Source organism: Thioclava marina, assembly GCF_002020135.1.
Lineage (GTDB): Bacteria > Pseudomonadota > Alphaproteobacteria > Rhodobacterales > Rhodobacteraceae > Thioclava > Thioclava marina.
In genome coordinates, this window is record NZ_MPZS01000001.1 from 1,303,558 (window position 1) to 1,319,481 (window position 15,924).

16 protein-coding genes and 1 tRNA gene are annotated in these 15,924 nt (G+C 63.0%); 11 read left to right on the top strand and 6 right to left on the bottom strand.

Annotated features, from left to right (window positions below):
• Window positions 1-61: 61 nt before the first annotated feature.
• Entirely contained in the window at window positions 62-394 is a 333-nt protein-coding gene (locus BMG00_RS06285; protein ID WP_078525495.1) for a hypothetical protein, read from the bottom strand.
• A gap of 272 nt (window positions 395-666) precedes the next feature.
• Here BMG00_RS06285 and ettA point away from each other — a divergent pair, with 272 nt between their 5' ends.
• From ettA to BMG00_RS06300, 3 genes are all read left to right on the top strand, one after another.
• Window positions 667-2,322, top strand: coding sequence for an energy-dependent translational throttle protein EttA (ettA, locus tag BMG00_RS06290; protein ID WP_078525497.1), 1,656 nt, complete (start codon window positions 667-669; stop codon window positions 2,320-2,322).
• Window positions 2,323-2,389: 67 nt separating this feature from the next.
• Entirely contained in the window at window positions 2,390-2,980 is a 591-nt protein-coding gene (locus BMG00_RS06295; protein WP_078573681.1) for a hypothetical protein, read from the top strand.
• Window positions 2,981-3,109: 129 nt separating this feature from the next.
• The gene (locus BMG00_RS06300; protein WP_078525501.1) at window positions 3,110-3,919 is read left to right on the top strand and encodes a division plane positioning ATPase MipZ; all 810 of its coding nucleotides are present in this window, start codon (window positions 3,110-3,112) and stop codon (window positions 3,917-3,919) included.
• Window positions 3,920-4,021: 102 nt separating this feature from the next.
• Here the strand turns inward: BMG00_RS06300 and BMG00_RS17600 are convergent, their stop codons facing one another.
• From BMG00_RS17600 to BMG00_RS06310, 3 genes are all read right to left on the bottom strand, one after another.
• Entirely contained in the window at window positions 4,022-4,174 is a 153-nt protein-coding gene (locus BMG00_RS17600) for a hypothetical protein (RefSeq protein WP_158521689.1), read from the bottom strand.
• 307 nt (window positions 4,175-4,481) lie between these two features.
• Window positions 4,482-4,558 (bottom strand) — tRNA-Arg (locus BMG00_RS06305).
• Window positions 4,559-4,659: 101 nt separating this feature from the next.
• On the bottom strand, window positions 4,660-6,084 hold the full coding sequence (locus tag BMG00_RS06310; RefSeq protein ID WP_078525503.1) for a sensor histidine kinase: 1,425 nt from the start codon (window positions 6,082-6,084) through the stop codon (window positions 4,660-4,662).
• 281 nt (window positions 6,085-6,365) lie between these two features.
• Here BMG00_RS06310 and rpmH point away from each other — a divergent pair, with 281 nt between their 5' ends.
• The 8 genes from rpmH (at window position 6,366) to yihA (ending at window position 13,463) form a co-directional block, all read left to right on the top strand.
• Window positions 6,366-6,500 (top strand): 50S ribosomal protein L34, encoded by a 135-nt coding sequence (gene rpmH / locus BMG00_RS06315; protein ID WP_038142532.1) that lies wholly within the window; start codon window positions 6,366-6,368, stop codon window positions 6,498-6,500.
• A gap of 125 nt (window positions 6,501-6,625) precedes the next feature.
• The gene (gene rnpA / locus BMG00_RS06320) at window positions 6,626-7,051 is read left to right on the top strand and encodes a ribonuclease P protein component (protein WP_078525505.1); all 426 of its coding nucleotides are present in this window, start codon (window positions 6,626-6,628) and stop codon (window positions 7,049-7,051) included.
• Window positions 7,048-7,329 (top strand): membrane protein insertion efficiency factor YidD, encoded by a 282-nt coding sequence (gene yidD / locus BMG00_RS06325; RefSeq protein WP_078525507.1) that lies wholly within the window; start codon window positions 7,048-7,050, stop codon window positions 7,327-7,329. The genes rnpA and yidD overlap by 4 nt, the downstream gene beginning before the upstream one ends.
• On the top strand, window positions 7,322-8,203 hold the full coding sequence (gene ttcA / locus BMG00_RS06330; protein WP_078525509.1) for a tRNA 2-thiocytidine(32) synthetase TtcA: 882 nt from the start codon (window positions 7,322-7,324) through the stop codon (window positions 8,201-8,203). Before yidD ends, ttcA begins: the two co-directional genes overlap by 8 nt.
• Before the next feature lie 80 nt (window positions 8,204-8,283).
• Window positions 8,284-9,864 (top strand): EAL domain-containing protein, encoded by a 1,581-nt coding sequence (locus BMG00_RS06335; RefSeq protein ID WP_078573682.1) that lies wholly within the window; start codon window positions 8,284-8,286, stop codon window positions 9,862-9,864.
• A 337-nt stretch (window positions 9,865-10,201) separates the two neighbouring features.
• Complete coding sequence (yidC, locus tag BMG00_RS06340; protein WP_078573683.1) at window positions 10,202-12,049, top strand: membrane protein insertase YidC; 1,848 nt, start codon at window positions 10,202-10,204, stop codon at window positions 12,047-12,049.
• Window positions 12,046-12,813 carry an MOSC domain-containing protein gene (locus BMG00_RS06345; RefSeq protein ID WP_078573684.1) on the top strand — a complete coding sequence of 256 codons (768 nt, stop codon included), beginning with the start codon at window positions 12,046-12,048 and terminating at the stop codon, window positions 12,811-12,813. The genes yidC and BMG00_RS06345 overlap by 4 nt, the downstream gene beginning before the upstream one ends.
• Window positions 12,813-13,463: a ribosome biogenesis GTP-binding protein YihA/YsxC gene (gene yihA, locus BMG00_RS06350; RefSeq protein ID WP_078573685.1), complete on the top strand. Its 651-nt coding sequence runs from the start codon at window positions 12,813-12,815 to the stop codon at window positions 13,461-13,463. The genes BMG00_RS06345 and yihA overlap by 1 nt, the downstream gene beginning before the upstream one ends.
• 51 nt (window positions 13,464-13,514) lie before the next feature.
• Here yihA and argF read toward each other — a convergent pair whose 3' ends face one another.
• Both argF and BMG00_RS06360 read right to left on the bottom strand, forming a co-directional pair.
• Window positions 13,515-14,441 carry an ornithine carbamoyltransferase gene (argF, locus tag BMG00_RS06355; protein WP_078525519.1) on the bottom strand — a complete coding sequence of 309 codons (927 nt, stop codon included), beginning with the start codon at window positions 14,439-14,441 and terminating at the stop codon, window positions 13,515-13,517.
• A 90-nt stretch (window positions 14,442-14,531) separates the two neighbouring features.
• Complete coding sequence (locus BMG00_RS06360) at window positions 14,532-15,704, bottom strand: aspartate aminotransferase family protein (protein WP_078573686.1); 1,173 nt, start codon at window positions 15,702-15,704, stop codon at window positions 14,532-14,534.
• Window positions 15,705-15,924 lie beyond the last annotated feature (220 nt).

Genomic DNA, 15,924 nt, shown 5'->3' on the forward strand with positions numbered 1-15,924 from the left:
GGAAAAAACGAAGCGGCCCTCACAAGGAGGGCCGCTCGCGCGCGTTTCAATTTGTGGGGACTTAGCTATCGCGGCCCATCACGGGTTGCGGAGCCACGTCAACCGGCTTGCGGTTCTGGTGCGAAATCACGAAATTCGCCGCCTCGACTTCATTGTCATAGAGCGCCGACTGGATGCGGGCGAGCTCGGCCGAGGTGTATTTTGCGGGGTCCAGACCCAGCTGAGCGGCGAGCTGCGCCTTGCCCGGAGTGACTTCGCCGACCGAAGAGCCGGTGCTCGTGCTGTAGGATTTCGACATCGACGGCGCGATGGAACCCTGACCGTCGCCACCTGCGGCGGCGAAGCTGGTGCTCAGGGCAAGGGCGGCGATGGCGGTGCTGATGATCGTTTTCATTCTCTCTCTCCAATGATGAAGCTTTTTTCGATGTATCTGCGGGAGATCGGCGACAGGGGAGGCGTCGGTCCCGCGATGAGGATGATTTAGGATCGTTCGCCCGTGCGGTGTATTGGATAATTTAGACATCGACTTGCGCAAATATGCACATTGAAATCCGTCGAAGCCACGACACAAACCGCGCGCACCTGCCTTGCGGCCCGCGAGCCCTTTCCCTGCCGCCCCTTTCCGACTAGAAGGCCCCGAAACCCTTATTTTCCGAGAGGTCGACCATGGCGTCCTATCAATATGTCTATCACATGGATGGTGTCTCGAAGACCTATCCGGGCGGCAAGAAATGCTTCGAGAACATCCGCCTGTCCTTCCTGCCCGGCGTCAAGATCGGCGTCGTGGGCGTCAACGGCGCGGGTAAATCGACGCTGCTGCGCATCATGGCGGGCATCGACAAGGATTTCTCGGGCGAGGCCTGGGCCGCGAAAGGCGCGAAAGTCGGCTATCTGCCGCAGGAGCCCGTGCTCGACCCCGCGCTGAACGTGCGCGGCAACGTCATGGAAGGCGTGGCCGCGAAGAAAGCCAAGCTCGACCGCTTCAACGAACTGGCGATGAACTACTCGGACGAGACCGCCGACGAGATGGCGCAGCTTCAGGACGAGATCGATTCCGAGAACCTCTGGGATCTCGACAGCCAGGTCGACGTTGCGATGGAAGCCCTGCGCTGCCCGCCCGACGAGGCCGATGTCGAAACCCTCTCGGGCGGTGAGCGCCGCCGGGTGGCGCTGTGCAAGCTGCTGCTCGAAGCGCCCGACATGCTGCTCTTGGACGAACCGACCAACCACCTCGACGCGGAAACCATCGCCTGGCTGCAAAAGCACCTGATCGACTACAAGGGCACGATCCTGTGCGTCACGCACGACCGCTATTTCCTCGACGACATCACCTCGTGGATCCTCGAACTCGAGCGCGGCCGCGGCATCCCCTACGAGGGCAACTACTCGAGCTGGCTCGAGCAGAAGGCCAAGCGCCTCGAGCAGGAAGCCCGCGAGGACAAGGCCAAGCAGAAGGTCCTCGAGAAGGAACTTCAGTGGATCCGCGCCGGTGCCAAGGCCCGTCAGGCGAAATCCAAGGCCCGTATCTCGGCCTATGAGAAGATGGCGGACCAGTCCGAGCGCGAGCGCGTCGGCAAGGCCCAGATCATCATCCCGAACGGCCCGCGTCTGGGCGGCAAGGTGATCGAGGTCGAGGGCCTGTCGAAGCATTACGGCGACAAGCAACTGATCGAGAACCTGAGCTTCTCGATCCCGCCGGGCGCCATCGTCGGCGTGATCGGCCCGAACGGCGCCGGTAAATCCACGCTCTTCAAGATGATCACCGGGCAGGACACGCCCGATAGCGGCACCGTCACGCTGGGCGACACCGTGAAGCTGGCCTATGTTGATCAGTCGCGCGATGCGCTCGACCCGAACAAGACCGTCTGGGAGGAAATCTCGGGCGGCGCGGAACTGATCGAGCTGGGCGACGCGCAGGTGAACTCCCGCGCCTATTGCGGTGCGTTCAACTTCAAGGGCGGCGACCAGCAGAAGAAAGTGGGTCTGCTCTCGGGTGGTGAGCGCAACCGCGTCCACATGGCCAAGCTGCTGAAAGAGGGCGGCAACGTGCTGCTGCTCGACGAACCGACCAACGATCTGGACGTCGAAACCCTGCAAGCGCTGGAAGCTGCGATCGAGGACTTCGCCGGCAACGCGATCATCATCTCGCACGACCGCTTCTTCCTCGACCGCCTCTGCACCCACATCCTCGCCTTCGAGGGCGAGGCCCATGTGGAATTCTTCGAGGGCAACTTCGAGGATTACGAGGAAGACAAGATCCGTCGTCTAGGCCCGGATGCGGTCGAGCCGAAGCGGGTGAAGTACAAGAAGTTCAGCCGGTGAGGCTGGACAAAGTTTGATGCGACCTGTTCTCTGAAAGCGAAAATATGCTTTCAGAGAATATAGACTAATGGAAAACTGGGTTGCTGAAACGTTACGCTCCAATGGCTTGTCGGACAAAGCAAAATTGGTCGCGGCCTCCGATGAATCTATTAAGGAAATAGCACATCAACCCATTTACGACGAGCAGGCTTTCAAACGCTCCCTTCGACACAAGAGCAAACTGACACAACTGCTCAATACCCATCTTCTGCTCAGCCAAATCGTGTCAGTATTTCTGATGCAAAATTTAGAGAACGCGACGGCCTTAAAGTTCGAACGATGGGGGCTCGAAAAGAAGGTCGACTTACTTCTCGCGCTTGGCGCGTGTCCTCCAATGATCACAGAAGTAATCAAGCAAATTAACTCTCTTAGAAACAAGGTAGCTCACGAGTTCGGCTACAAGATCGATCCCGTTGATCTAAGAAGAATTCATGAAAAGTTCCCTCGAGAGTTTTGGAAGGAACTTGATGAAGAGGTCTCGTTCAGCAAAACCATGTTCGTCGTGACGTACATGTTCGAAGAAGATCGTCGCGAGAACGCTGAAAGGTTGCTTAATAAACAAAAAGCCTTTGCGCGGTTGCGCATTGCGTTGGATGGTTTTCAGCAGCAGACCTCCTAACCCCCGACCAAAACCACACACCCCTCCCCCATCTGACCGCGCCGTTCACACCCCGCCTTCCCCCTCCCTCTTGAGCCATCTATAGTGGTCCGCAAGGGACAAGACACAAGACAAGGCAGGGACAGCGAAGTGGCGCATATCATCGTGATGGGCAACGAAAAGGGTGGCTCGGGCAAGTCCACCACCTCGATGCATGTGGCGACCGCTCTGGCGCGGATGGGCTGGAAAGTGGGCGCGCTCGATCTCGATCTGCGCCAGCGCAGCTTCGGGCGTTATGTCGAAAATCGCCTCGCTTTCATGGATCGCGAAGGGCTCGACCTGCCGACCCCGGATTATCGCGAGCTGCCCGAGGTGGATGCGGCGACGCTGGCGCCGGGCGAGAACCCCTATGACCATCGCCTCTCCACCGCCGTGGCCGAGATGGAGCCCTCGTGCGATTTCATCCTGATCGACTGCCCCGGCTCGCATACGCGCCTGAGCCAGGTCGCGCATTCGCTGGCCGATACGCTGGTCACGCCGCTCAATGACAGTTTCATCGATTTCGACCTTCTGGCGCGGATCGACCCGGTGACCTCGAAGGTAATCGGCCCCTCGATCTATTCCGAGATGGTCTGGTCGGCCCGCCAGCTGCGCGCCAAGGCGGGGCTGAAGCCGATCGACTGGGTGGTGCTGCGCAACCGCGTGGGCGCCCAGCAGATGCACAACAAGCGCAAGGTGGGCGCAGCGCTGGAGCAGCTTTCCAAGCGCATCGGTTTCCGCGTAGCGCCGGGTTTCTCCGAGCGCGTGATCTTCCGCGAGCTGTTCCCGCGCGGACTGACCTTGCTGGACCTGAAGGATCTGGGCGTCGAGAACCTCAACATCTCGAACGTGGCCGCACGTCAGGAACTGCGCGACCTGATGAAGGAACTCGACCTGCCGGGCGTCACGATCGACTTCTGAGCGCGCACAGTCGCTCTGTGCCACCTCTGGAAACGCAGAACGCCCGGGCGATTGCCCGGGCGTCTTGTTTGCGCGCTTGCGGTCTGGGGAGGAGAGCGGCGCTCAGACGGCGCGCGGCAACTGGGTGAAGGGCGAGACATGCTGGCGCTGCCTCTTGAGCTCGGGCAACGAACGCAGGGCATCGTATCGTGCGTCGAGAACATCATCGCGACGCTTGCTGAACAGCTTGAAGATCGAAACGAAGGTGCGGGGCATCTTTGGCTCCTGGGGTCTGTTGCTTGCCGTCAAACACAACCTGGCGGTGAATTATGGCCGGTAAATGGCGCTTGTGAGGAATGTGCGAGGCCAAGTCGCGGCGGCAGCGTGCTTGTTGAAAACCGCCGAACAATGAGCCGCCGAAGGCTTTATTTTCCAAGCAAATATGCGGGAATCGCGGCCGGCATCTGCAGGCGGGAGACACAGGCGCGCGACCATCTATCGGCGTGGCGACACGTCATCAGAGCACACGCATAAGGTGTGAACCCGATCAGGGCCAACCGACACGATTTAAGATGTTGGGAAATGGCGGACCCGGAGCGATTCGAACGCCCGACCCCTTGATTCGTAGTCAAGTGCTCTATCCAGCTGAGCTACGGGTCCGCTTGTGGGGGGCGATTTAGCCCCCGGGGCTGGCCATTGCAAGGGCAAAACGCGACCTATTTCGGAAATTTGCCGAAAATTTCCGCGCACCCCTTATTTGCCTAGCTCTGCGCACAGGCCGCCTTCTCGGAGCCCCCGTCGAAACTGATCCCGGAGGGCAGGAAGATGCGAAATTCGGTGCCGGTCTCGTCGGTGCGCACCAGATCGAGACGCCCCCCATGGCCACGCACCAGCTCTGCCGCGATGGCGAGGCCGAGCCCCGTGCCGCCCGCGCGGGTGCCCCCGGTGAAGGGCTGGAAGAGATGCTCTCGGGCACGCTCGGGCAGGCCCGGGCCGCTATCTTGCACCCGGATCCACCAGCCATCGCTGTTCTCCCCCGCCCCGATCTCGATCGTTCCGAGGCTCCCCGTGGCTTCGATCGCCTGACGCGCATTGCGCACGAGATTGTTGAGCACGCGGTAGAGCTGCTCGCGATCGGCCCGGATCACGAGGTTGGGCGGGACATCCGTGATGAACTCGACCGTCGGCGCGTCGCCGGGGTGCTCCTCGTTCTCCAGCACCTCCTGCGCAAGCTCGCTGAACATGAAGCGCGAGAGCGTCGGCGGCGGCTCTTTCGCCTTGCCGAAGGCCAGCGTCGTTTCGCACAGGTTGATCGCCCGCCCGATCGAGCCCATCAGCTTCGGCGCGGCGCGCTTCACGCCGGGATCCTCGGAGCTTTCCATCCGGTCGGCGAAAAGCTGGGCGGTGGTGAGGATGTTGCGAAGATCGTGGCTGATCTTGGCCACCGCCTGACCAAGCTGCGCCAACCGCTCCTTCTGGCGCAAAGAGGAGGTGAGCTGGGTCTGCATCGAGGCCAGCGCCTCTTCGGCCACCCGCAGCTCCTCGACCCCGGCCTGCGGGGTGATGATGCGTCGCGCATCCTCGGGCGCCTCGGCATAGGCGGCCATATGCGCCACCAGCCGTTTGATCGGCACCACCATCAGCCGGCGCACGAGGAAGAACAGCAAGACAGCGGTGATCATCGAAAACACCGCCGAGATCGACAGGAGCCGCAGCCCGTATTCGACCATCGCGATCCGCATCGGTTCGGTGGCGAGCGTGACCTCGATCACGATGCCGCCTTTCTGCACCGGCTCGCCGAGCACGCGGATCACCTTGTTGTCGACATCAAAGAGCGCGTGGACCGCATCGCGAATCCGCGTCCATTCCGTCGAATTGCGCAGATCGTAGGTCTCGGTCACCGGCGAGGGAATCGGTGAGGACAGCACCAGCTGGCGCACCGCGTCGCGCCGGAGCACCACGTTGAACACGCCCGCATTCGCCAGAAGCTCCTTTTCGAGATCCGGTGCGATCGTGGTGTCGGTGGTCAGAAGCGCGAGCGAGGCGATCTGGGCCCGCTCAAGTCGGGTCAGCAGATAGTCCTCGCGGAAGTTCGCGAGACCCGGCAGAAGGATCAACGCTTCGGCGAGCACGACGAAAACCGTCGTCAGGATCAGAAACCGACCTGAAAGAGTGTTGACTTTCATCGTCTATCAAACGCTGGGGTGGCGTTGTGCCGTCCCGTCCCTCGCCTCTTTACGCCCCTCGAGGCACTTGACGCAACCAGGGGGCTTTGCGGACAAGATAGGGGGCTCGCGGAAAAGGCAAAACCCCGTGAGCCATCACGTTTCGCGCTTGGGCCCGAATAAAGCGCGAAAAAAGCGCTTGAGGCGAATTGACTTGGCGCGGAGAGGCCACTAAAGACCGGGCTTCGAATGCTATCAGGCCTCGAATCCCGTATTCAGGGGCCCGAACCGGAGTGACAACGATGAAACGCACGTTCCAGCCGTCGAACCTCGTTCGCGCCCGCCGCCACGGCTTCCGTAGCCGTATGGCGACCAAGGGTGGCCGCAAGGTTCTCAACGCCCGCCGCGCGAAGGGCCGCAAGCGTCTGTCGGCCTAAGGCCGTCTGCGCCGCGACAGGCTTTTGACGCCGCCGGTAGCTTTTCGGGATCAGGCCTCGTGCCCCGATCGCGGATCGCGCCCGGCGGTTTCGCTATTTGCGCCGCCGATCTGCGAGGTGCCGTGATGGCCGCCATCCGCTCGTCCGATCCTGCCCGTCCGACCGCGATTCTGCGCCAGCGCGCGGATTACCTGCGGGCGGCCTCGGCGCAGCGCAAGAGCATGCCCGGCTTCCTCTTGCAGGCGCGCGCACGGCGCGAAGACGAACCCGTCGCGCCCGATCTGATCCGAGTGGGCTTCACCTGTTCGAAGAAACTCGGCAATGCGGTCGCGCGCAACCGCGCCAAGCGCCGCCTGCGCGAACTCGCCCGTGCCGTGCTGCCTGACGCGGGCCGCCCGGGCTGGGATTACGTGCTGGTCGGGCGCCCTGAGGCCACCGCCTCCCGCGATTTCGCACAGTTACTCGTCGAGTTTGCCGCCGCCCTCGCGGTGATCCACGACCTGCCCATCTCGCCGCCGCGCCCGCGCAAGCCCAGAGGCAAGAAGAAATGAGCCCCTTCGCCCATATCGTTGCCCTGCCCGTGCGCGCCTATCGGCTTCTGCTGAGCCCCTGGATGGGCCATGGCTGCCGCTATCAGCCGACCTGTTCGGTCTACGCGCTGGAGGCGCTGGAGCGGCACGGGGCGATCAAGGGCGGCTGGCTCGCAGCAAAGCGGCTTTTGAGCTGCCATCCCTGGGGCGGGCACGGCTATGATCCGGTGCCCGGCGCCGATCCCGATTTCGACGCCGCCCATCGCGGCTGTTCGCACAAGGACCATTCCGATGCTTGACGACGAAGAGAGCCCGATCCACCCGCTTTTCGCAGGCGCGCCCTCGACGACCGAGTTCAAGAAGCTGCGCAAGCGTATCGTCCGCGAGACCCGCGAGGCGATCGAGAAATACGGCATGATCGAGCGCGGCGCGAAATGGCTCGTCTGCCTGTCGGGCGGCAAGGACAGCTACACGCTGCTCGCCGTTCTGCACGAGCTACAATGGCGTGGCCTGCTGCCGGTCGAGCTGCTCGCCTGCAATCTCGATCAGGGCCAGCCGGGTTTCCCCGCGACGGTTCTGCCCGAGTTTCTCGAAACGATGGGCGTCCCGCACCGGATCGAATATCAGGACACCTATTCGATCGTGATGGACAAGGTTCCGCAGGGCCGCACCTATTGCGCGCTGTGCTCGCGCCTGCGCCGGGGCAACCTCTACCGCATCGCGCGCGAAGAGGGCTGCTCGGCGGTCGTGCTCGGCCATCACCGCGACGACATCCTCGAGACCTTCTTCATGAACCTCTTCCACGGCGGACGTCTGGCGACGATGCCGCCGAAACTGGTGAACGAAGAGGGAGACCTTTTCGTCTATCGCCCTCTCTCCTTCGTGGCCGAGGCCGATTGCGAAAAGTTCGCGAACCAGATGAACTACCCGATCATTCCGTGCGATCTTTGCGGGTCACAGGACGGGCTGCAACGCCAGCAGGTCAAGGCAATCCTCGACGGCTGGGAAAAGAACGCCCCCGGGCGGCGCAACAAGATGTTCCGCGCTCTGATGAACGCCCGCCCCTCGCACCTGTGCGACCCCGCGCTGTTCGACTTCGCCGGGCTCGCACTGCGCTCGTCGGATAAAGCGGATTTTAACGAAAACATCCCCGATCTGCGCGGCGAGGCTTAACCTGGCACTCACCAAATCGCCCTAGGCTTTCCCGATCGGTCCCGTTTGGGGCTGTCTCGAGATGCACGGGGGCATTTGTGATGGGGAACACCGAAAAAGCAACGCATGTGCGCAGCTCGCAGCTGCGCGCTCGAGCAAGTGGCAAGGCCGGGCCGATCCTGCTGCGCCGCGAGATGATCGCCTTCGTGCCTGCCTGTGGGCTCGCGCTGCTCTGGATCGGGCCCGAGGCGATGGTGCTTCTTGGGTTCACCGCGATTCTCGTGGGCTGGATGACCCGCCCGCTACCGATCCCCCCGGAAGACGAGGATGACGATCGTGACCCGGCGACAGGTCTTCCCGAGAAAGAGGCCGCCGTCGAGGCGTTCGCAGACATTTTGGAAGAGGCGCGCGAGCAGATGCGCCCGAGCGCCTGCCTGGTCCTCGGCATCGACTCGGTCGATCAGCTCTTGCGGCAACTCCATCGCGACGAATTCGATCTCCTTCTGCGCCGGATGGGCGAGCGTCTGGGGGCGCAGCTGCGGGCGGGCGATCAGGTCGCGCGCTGGGACGGCGCCGAGTTCGCGGTCCTGCTCAAACCGACGCCACGGCTCAATCTCGAGGGGATGATCCAGCTTTGCGGGCGTTTGCAGGATGCGCTGGCCGAGCCCTATTCGATCAGCGCGCGCGAAGTCACGCTCAGCGCATATGTCGGCTTCCGGCTCCTTCGACGGTCAGATCTCGAGGCCCGCGAGCCCTTTGATGCAAACCTTCTTCTTGCTGAAGCCGAGGCTGCCGCCCGAGATGCGCATCGCATCGGCCCCGGCGCGATACGCGCTTTCTCCCAATCCGCCGGTGGGGCCAAGACAGTCGGGCACAGCCTCGCACGCGATTGCGGCGATTCGCTTGAGGCGGGTCACATCACGGCATTCTTCTGCCCACAGATCTCGACCGATACCGGCGAAATCTGCGGTATCGAGGTGAAACCGCGCTGGCTGCACCGCGAGTGCGGCATGCTCGATGAAAGCCAAATTCTGCCCGCGATCGAGGCTGCGGGGCTCATTGAGCGGTTTTCCGAGGTTTTGCTCTTCGAAACCTTCGGCGCCCTGCGCGAATTCGACCGACGTGGCGAGGCAGTCGGCCCGGCCTCTCTCCTGTTACCGATCCCCCAGCTCGACAACCCGAAATTGATCGAACGCCTCGCTTGGGAATGCGACCGGTTCTCGATCGCCCCAGAAAGACTGAGCTTCGTATCGCCGCAAGCCTCCGTTGCTCGCCTTGCCGAGGATCTCGTCGACCACAACCTGCGCGCGTTGCGTCGGCTGGGCTGCCGGATCGAACTTGCAGGCTTCGGCACTGGCCCCATCTCTGCGGACACGATGCGGAAGCTCGCTCCGGAGCGGCTGCGCATCGATCGTCCCTTCATCGCTGGAATCGATCACAACGCGGAAAACCAGAAACTGGTGGCCGCTATCGCCTCGATGGCCGAAAACCTCCGCATGACCACGCTGGCTGAGGGCGTGGCGAGCATTGCCGAACATGCAATGCTTGGCCAACTCGGTTGCTCGGCCGTACAGGGCCCGGCGATCGCGCCCCCCATGCCGCCGGAGGACTTTCACGATTGGGCAGAGCGCCACCGGGCCAAGCTCGAAGCGACTCCGCGCCTCGATCTCAGAAAAGGATGAGGGACGTCGGCGCACGCGGGTACGGCATCCCGTCGGGCGCCCTGCGAATGAAGGGGCTTCTGCCGCAACATGCTGACCCGAGCGACCGTGCATTCGCGCCTCGTACCCCCTTTCGGGCGCGATCATGGCGGACCGGGACGAGCTCACGCGTCCCTCTCAGGCATGCCCCGAAACCGGCCCGCAACGCGCCGCCTGCTCCCGATGACCGCCACTTTCGCGCCAAAGCTTTCACAAACCTGCCCCGCCACCCTGTTTTAAGGGAAAATGGCTTGACCTTTGCCTGCCCCTTCTGTTGAACCTCCCCAAGTTTTCGACAGGCTGGTGGACTAGGGTCTTCATGGATAATCAGAATAAGAACCTCATTCTCGCCGTCGTGCTTTCGGCACTGGTGCTCGGCGTCTGGACCTATTTCTTCCCCCCCGAGCAAACCGCCGTGCCGCCGCAGGGCGAGAATGTCTCTGGTCAGGTTGCTTCGCCCGAAGCCCCTGACATCACTCCCAATACCGCCGCGCTGGACAGCCAGACCGTCAATTCGGACATGATGTCGAACGCCACGGGCGCTGCCGTGCAGGCCGCGCCGCGGATCGAGATCGACACCCCCGATCTGAAGGGCTCGATCTCGCTTCTGGGCGGTCGTCTCGATGACCTCCAGCTGAAGAAATACAAGGAAACGCTGGCCGAGGATTCGCCCGATGTGCGCCTTCTGGCCCCCGTCGGCGGCGCGCAGGGCGATGCCACCAAGCCCTATTACGTTGTCTATGGCTGGATGCCCGCCGGCGGCCTGCCTACCGATCAGGTCCCCGGGCCGAACACCCCTTGGACCCAGCTCGGCAGCGGCTCCCTGACCCCGGACGCCCCCGTCACGCTGCAGTGGAACAACGGCCATGGGCTGACCTTCCGGCGCGAGATCTCGGTCGACGACAAATACCTCTTCACCATCAAGCAGACCGTGCAGAACGGCACCGATCAGCTAGTGAAGCTCGCCCCTTACGGCATCATCGCGCGCCACGGCATCCCCGAGGAACGCCGCGTCTACGTGCTGCACGAGGGCGCCGTGCGGATGACCGACGGCAAGCTCGAAGAGATCAAGTACAAGAAAATCACCAAGCTCGACCAGCAAGGCGCCGAGGGCCAGGCAGAACTGTTGCAGGCTACGGATGCCGGTTGGACCGGTTTCACCGACAAGTACTGGATGACGGTGCTCGCGCCGATCTCGGGTCCCTTCACCTCGGTGGTGAAATATTCGGGCGAGAACTCGGACATCTACCAGACCGAGACCCGCCTGCCGGTGATCGAGGTCGCCCCCGGTGCGACCGGCGATGCCCAGACCCATCTCTTCGCAGGCGCGAAGGAATGGGAGACCATTCGCAACTATCAGGACAACGTGCCGATCCAGAACTTCGTCGACTCGATCGACTGGGGCTGGTTCTACTTCCTGACCAAGCCGATGTTCCGCCTGCTGCACTGGCTGCACGGCGCGATCGGCAACATGGGCTGGGCGATCATCGCACTGACCTTCATCATCAAGCTGATCGTCTTCCCGCTCGCGCGCAAATCCTACATCTCGATGGCGAAGATGAAGGAACTCCAGCCCGAGATGGAACGACTGAAGGAAGCTGCCGGCGACGACCGCCAGAAGATGCAGCAGGGCATGATGGAGCTCTACAAGAAGAACAAGGTGAACCCCGCCGCGGGCTGCCTGCCGCTTCTGATCCAGATCCCGATCTTCTTCTCGCTCTACAAGGTGATCTACGTCACGATCGAACTGTATCACGCGCCCTGGATCGGCTGGATCCATGACCTGTCGGCGCCCGATCCGACCTCGATCCTGAACCTCTTCGGTCTGCTGCCCTTCACCCCTCCGGATCCAGGTTCGCCGCTCTTCATCCTGTCGCTGGGCGTGCTGCCGATCCTGCTGGGTGTCTCGATGTGGTTCCAGCAAAAGCTGAACCCCGCGCCGACCGACCAGACGCAGGCAATGATCTTCGCCTGGATGCCCTGGGTCTTCATGTTCATGCTGGGCAGCTTTGCCAGCGGGCTCGTGCTCTACTGGATCACGAACAACACGATCACCTTCATCCAGCAGTACACGATCATGTCGATGCACGGGAAACGCCCGGATCTCTTCGGCAATATCAAGTCGAGTTTCCAGAAGAAGAAACCGGCGGCTGACGAGAAGAAATGACGGCGAGCCTCGCCCATATCTACCGCCACCCGATCAAGTCGATCGGGGTGGAGGAGCTGGAAAACGCGTCCCTCGAGGAGGGGCGCGTTTTGCCCTTTGACCGGGAATGGGCGGTGCTACATGAGCGCTCGAAAATCGGTGCGGGCCCGGACGGACGGGCCTCGGGCTGGGGGCCGAAGATCAATTTCGTGATCGGGCGGTCCGCGCCGGGGCTTATGGGGGGCACCTCGCGGCTGCTGGAGGACGGACGAATCGGCCTCGATCATCCGCGCCGAGAGCCTCTCGAGATCGACCCAACGCAGGAGACCGATCAGCACAGGCTTTTCGACTGGCTCCGCCCCTTCTGGTCCGAAGCCGCACCGCGCCCGACGGCACTGGTGCGCGCGGGCGAGCGGGCGCTGACCGACGATCCGCTGCCTTATGTCTCGCTGATCGGGCAGGCCTCGCTCGATGACCTGTCCAAACGCGTCGGCAAGGAGCTCGACCGCCGCCGCTTTCGCGCCAACCTCTGGGTCGAGGGCTGGGAGCCCTTCGCCGAGTTCGATCTGGTCGGCAAGACCCTGAGGATCGGTGACGCCGAGTTGCAGGTGCGCGCCTGTATCGAGCGCTGCCGCGCGACGGATGCGAATATCGAGACCGGCGAGCGCGACGTCGATATGCTGGCCGAGCTGGAACGCCATTACGGTCATCGCGATCTGGGCGTTTTCTGCCTCGTGACCGCGCCGGGCCGGATCGGCCGTGGAGATAAGGTGGAGGTGCTCTGATGGAGCTGAATTTCCCGCTGGCTGAAGAGCCCGACGATTTCGCCCGCGAGGCGGGGCGCAAGCTCTTTGCGGCGCCGGTCGAGTTCCTCAAGGGGGTCGTCGCGATGTCGGGCCTGCCGCCTGCGGACCGGATCGAGGTCTGTTTCGCGGGCCGCTCGAATGTCGGCAAGTCGAGCCTGATCAATGCGCTGACCAACCGCCGCAACCTCGCGCGCGCGTCGAACACGCCGGGTCGCACGCAGGAGATCAACTATTTCACCACGCAGGACGGCCCCTATCTGGTCGACCTTCCGGGCTATGGTTTCGCCCAGGCCCCGGTCGCGGTCGTCGCGAAATGGCAGGCGCTTCTGAAGAACTATCTCTCGGGCCGCGCCACCTTGCGCCGCGCCTTCGTGCTGATCGACACGCGCCACGGGGTAAAAGCCGTGGATGAAGAAATCCTGAAGCTCCTCGACCGTTCGGCCGTGACCTTCCAGGTGGTGATGACGAAGGCCGACAAAGTCTCGGCCAAAGATCGCGAGAAGGTGCTGACTCAGGTGCGTCAGGCGCTGTCGAAGCACCCGGCTGCCTATCCGGAGATCGTGCTGACCTCGTCGGAGAAAGGCGAAGGGATCGAAACCCTGCGCGCGATCATCGCCGGGCTCGACTGAGCCGGGCATGGCAGGACCGGGCAAGGCAGACGCCCTGCCCGGCTGAAAGCTTTACACACCGAGGCAGTAGCGCATCACCGCCTTTTGCGCGTGCAGACGGTTCTCGGCCTCGTCGAAGATCACCGAGTTAGGACCATCCATGACACCGCTCGTGGCCTCGTCGTTGCGATGCGCGGGCAGGCAATGCATGAAGAGCGCATCCGGCTTGGCGTGGCTCATCAGCTCTTCGTTGACCTGATAGGGGCGCAGCTGGTTATGGCGACGCTCCTTCGCGGATTCCGGGTCATGCATCGAAACCCAGGTATCGGTGACGACGAGATCGGCGCCCTCAACCGCCTTGATCGGATCGCGTTCGATGGTGACCGGGTGGCCCGCCTTCTCGGCGAGATCGAGCCAGGCGCGCTCGGGGTCGAGCGTTTCGGGCCCGGTGAAGGTCAGATCGAAGCCGAATTGCGCGGCAGCATGGGCGAAGCTCGCGAACACGTTGTTGCCGTCGCCCGACCAGACCACCTTCTTGCCCGCGATCGGGCCGCGATGCTCCTCATAGGTCATGATGTCTGCCATGATCTGGCAGGGATGCGTGCGATCCGTCAGACCGTTGATCACCGGCACGGAGGCATATTCCGCCATCTCGAGCAGGGTTTCTTCCTCGAAGGTACGGATCATTATCAGATCGACATAGCGCGACAGCACCCGCGCCGTGTCGGCAATCGTCTCGCCGTGGCCAAGCTGCATATCCGCGCCCGAGAGCACCATCGACTGCCCGCCCATCTGGCGCACGCCAACATCGAAGCTGACGCGAGTCCGGGTCGAGGGTTTCTCGAAGATCAGTGCGACCATGCGACCGGCGAGCGGCTGGTCGTCATCGAGCGCACCCTTCGGGCGATCGGCGCGCGCCTGTTTCATCGCTATGCCCTGGTCGATCATCGATCTGAGGGCGGCGGGGTCGGTCTTGTGGATATCGAGGAAGTGGTTCATTGCGTCGTCTTTCTTGGAGGGGTGCGAAGAGGCTGTCCGCCCCGCTGCGCTGACGCGCAGCCCCCGAGGATATTTCAAGCAGTTGGAAAATCAGCTCTCGAGTTGCGTCGCCGCGGCATCGAGACGCTTCACCGCCTCGCTCAGATCCGCTTCGGAGATGTTGAGCGCGGGCAGCAGGCGCAGCACGTTATCGGCCGCAGGCACCGTCAGCAGCTTCTGGTCATAGGCGGCGGCCACGACATCCGTCGGTGCACGCTTGCATTTCAGGCCGAGCATGAGGCCCGCGCCGCGCACGCTTTCGAAGGTGTCGGGATGGGCGGCGACCAGGCCTTCGAGCTTCTGGCGCAGGAAACCGGCCTTGGCGTTCACCTGATCGAGGAAGGCAGGATCGGAGACGATTTCCATCACCTTCGCGCCTACCGCGCAGCCCAGCGGGTTGCCGCCATAGGTCGAACCATGCGTGCCCGCAGTCATACCCGAGGCCGCGTTTTCGGTCGCTAGCACGGCACCCAGCGGGAAGCCCCCGCCGATGCCTTTCGCGACCATCATGATATCGGGGGTCACGCCCGCCCATTCATGCGCGAAGAGCTTGCCGGTGCGGCCGACGCCGCACTGCACCTCGTCGAAAATCAAAAGCGCGCCGGTCTCGTCGCACAGATCGCGCAGGCCCTTGAGGCATTGATCGGGCACGGGGCGGATACCGCCCTCGCCCTGCACCGGTTCGATCAGGATCGCCGCCGTGCTGTCGGTAACCGCCGCACGCAACGCGTCGTGATCGCCCCAGGGCAGCTGGGTGAAGCCGGGCAGCAAGGGCCCGAAGCCCTTCACCATCTTCTCGGATTTCGGCGTGGCCGAGATCGCGCCCGTGGAACGGCCATGGAACGCGCCCTCGAAGGTGATGATCTCGATCCGGTCCTCGCCCTTCGAGGACCAGTATTTCCGCGCCATCTTGATCGCGAGTTCAGCCGCCTCGGTACCCGAGTTGGTGAAGAAGACCGTGTCGGCGAAGGTCTTCTCGACGAGAGCGTCGGCCAGCGCCTGTTGCTGCGGGATCTGGTAGAGGTTCGAGACATGCCAGAGCTTGCCCGCCTGCTCGGTCAGCGCCTGCACCAGTTCGGGCGCGGCATGCCCCAGCGCATTCACCGCGATGCCCGCGCCCATGTCGAGATATCGGGTGCTATCCGCCGTCTCAAGCCAGGAACCCTCGCCCTTCACGAAGGCAAGCGGCGCGCGATTATAGGTCGGCAGAACGGAGGGGATCATCGGGTCAAACTCCAGTAAGAGAAGGCAAATGCGTGCAACAGTCCCGTGGGGCTGTCAACATTCAGGGGCCTTCGGTCAGCGATTTTAGGGAGATGTGGCGCGGGGCCACAGAAGATCGGACGTCAGGCGCGCGAGCGGCGACGTCGGGGACGGGCGATATATGCGGTCCGTGTGATCATGCGACGGCGATTACGCTGGGTCAGACGCAAAGTAAAGAGGA

Coding starts and splice junctions, on each gene's coding strand:
- BMG00_RS06285 (WP_078525495.1), bottom strand. CDS start 394: ATGAAAACGATCATCAGCACCGCCATCGCCGCCCTTGCCCTGAGCACC.
- ettA (WP_078525497.1), top strand. CDS start 667: ATGGCGTCCTATCAATATGTCTATCACATGGATGGTGTCTCGAAGACC.
- BMG00_RS06295 (WP_078573681.1), top strand. CDS start 2,390: ATGGAAAACTGGGTTGCTGAAACGTTACGCTCCAATGGCTTGTCGGAC.
- BMG00_RS17600 (WP_158521689.1), bottom strand. CDS start 4,174: ATGCCCCGCACCTTCGTTTCGATCTTCAAGCTGTTCAGCAAGCGTCGC.
- BMG00_RS06310 (WP_078525503.1), bottom strand. CDS start 6,084: ATGAAAGTCAACACTCTTTCAGGTCGGTTTCTGATCCTGACGACGGTT.
- rpmH (WP_038142532.1), top strand. CDS start 6,366: ATGAAACGCACGTTCCAGCCGTCGAACCTCGTTCGCGCCCGCCGCCAC.
- rnpA (WP_078525505.1), top strand. CDS start 6,626: ATGGCCGCCATCCGCTCGTCCGATCCTGCCCGTCCGACCGCGATTCTG.
- yidD (WP_078525507.1), top strand. CDS start 7,048: ATGAGCCCCTTCGCCCATATCGTTGCCCTGCCCGTGCGCGCCTATCGG.
- ttcA (WP_078525509.1), top strand. CDS start 7,322: ATGCTTGACGACGAAGAGAGCCCGATCCACCCGCTTTTCGCAGGCGCG.
- BMG00_RS06335 (WP_078573682.1), top strand. CDS start 8,284: ATGGGGAACACCGAAAAAGCAACGCATGTGCGCAGCTCGCAGCTGCGC.
- yidC (WP_078573683.1), top strand. CDS start 10,202: ATGGATAATCAGAATAAGAACCTCATTCTCGCCGTCGTGCTTTCGGCA.
- BMG00_RS06345 (WP_078573684.1), top strand. CDS start 12,046: ATGACGGCGAGCCTCGCCCATATCTACCGCCACCCGATCAAGTCGATC.
- yihA (WP_078573685.1), top strand. CDS start 12,813: ATGGAGCTGAATTTCCCGCTGGCTGAAGAGCCCGACGATTTCGCCCGC.
- argF (WP_078525519.1), bottom strand. CDS start 14,441: ATGAACCACTTCCTCGATATCCACAAGACCGACCCCGCCGCCCTCAGA.
- BMG00_RS06360 (WP_078573686.1), bottom strand. CDS start 15,704: ATGATCCCCTCCGTTCTGCCGACCTATAATCGCGCGCCGCTTGCCTTC.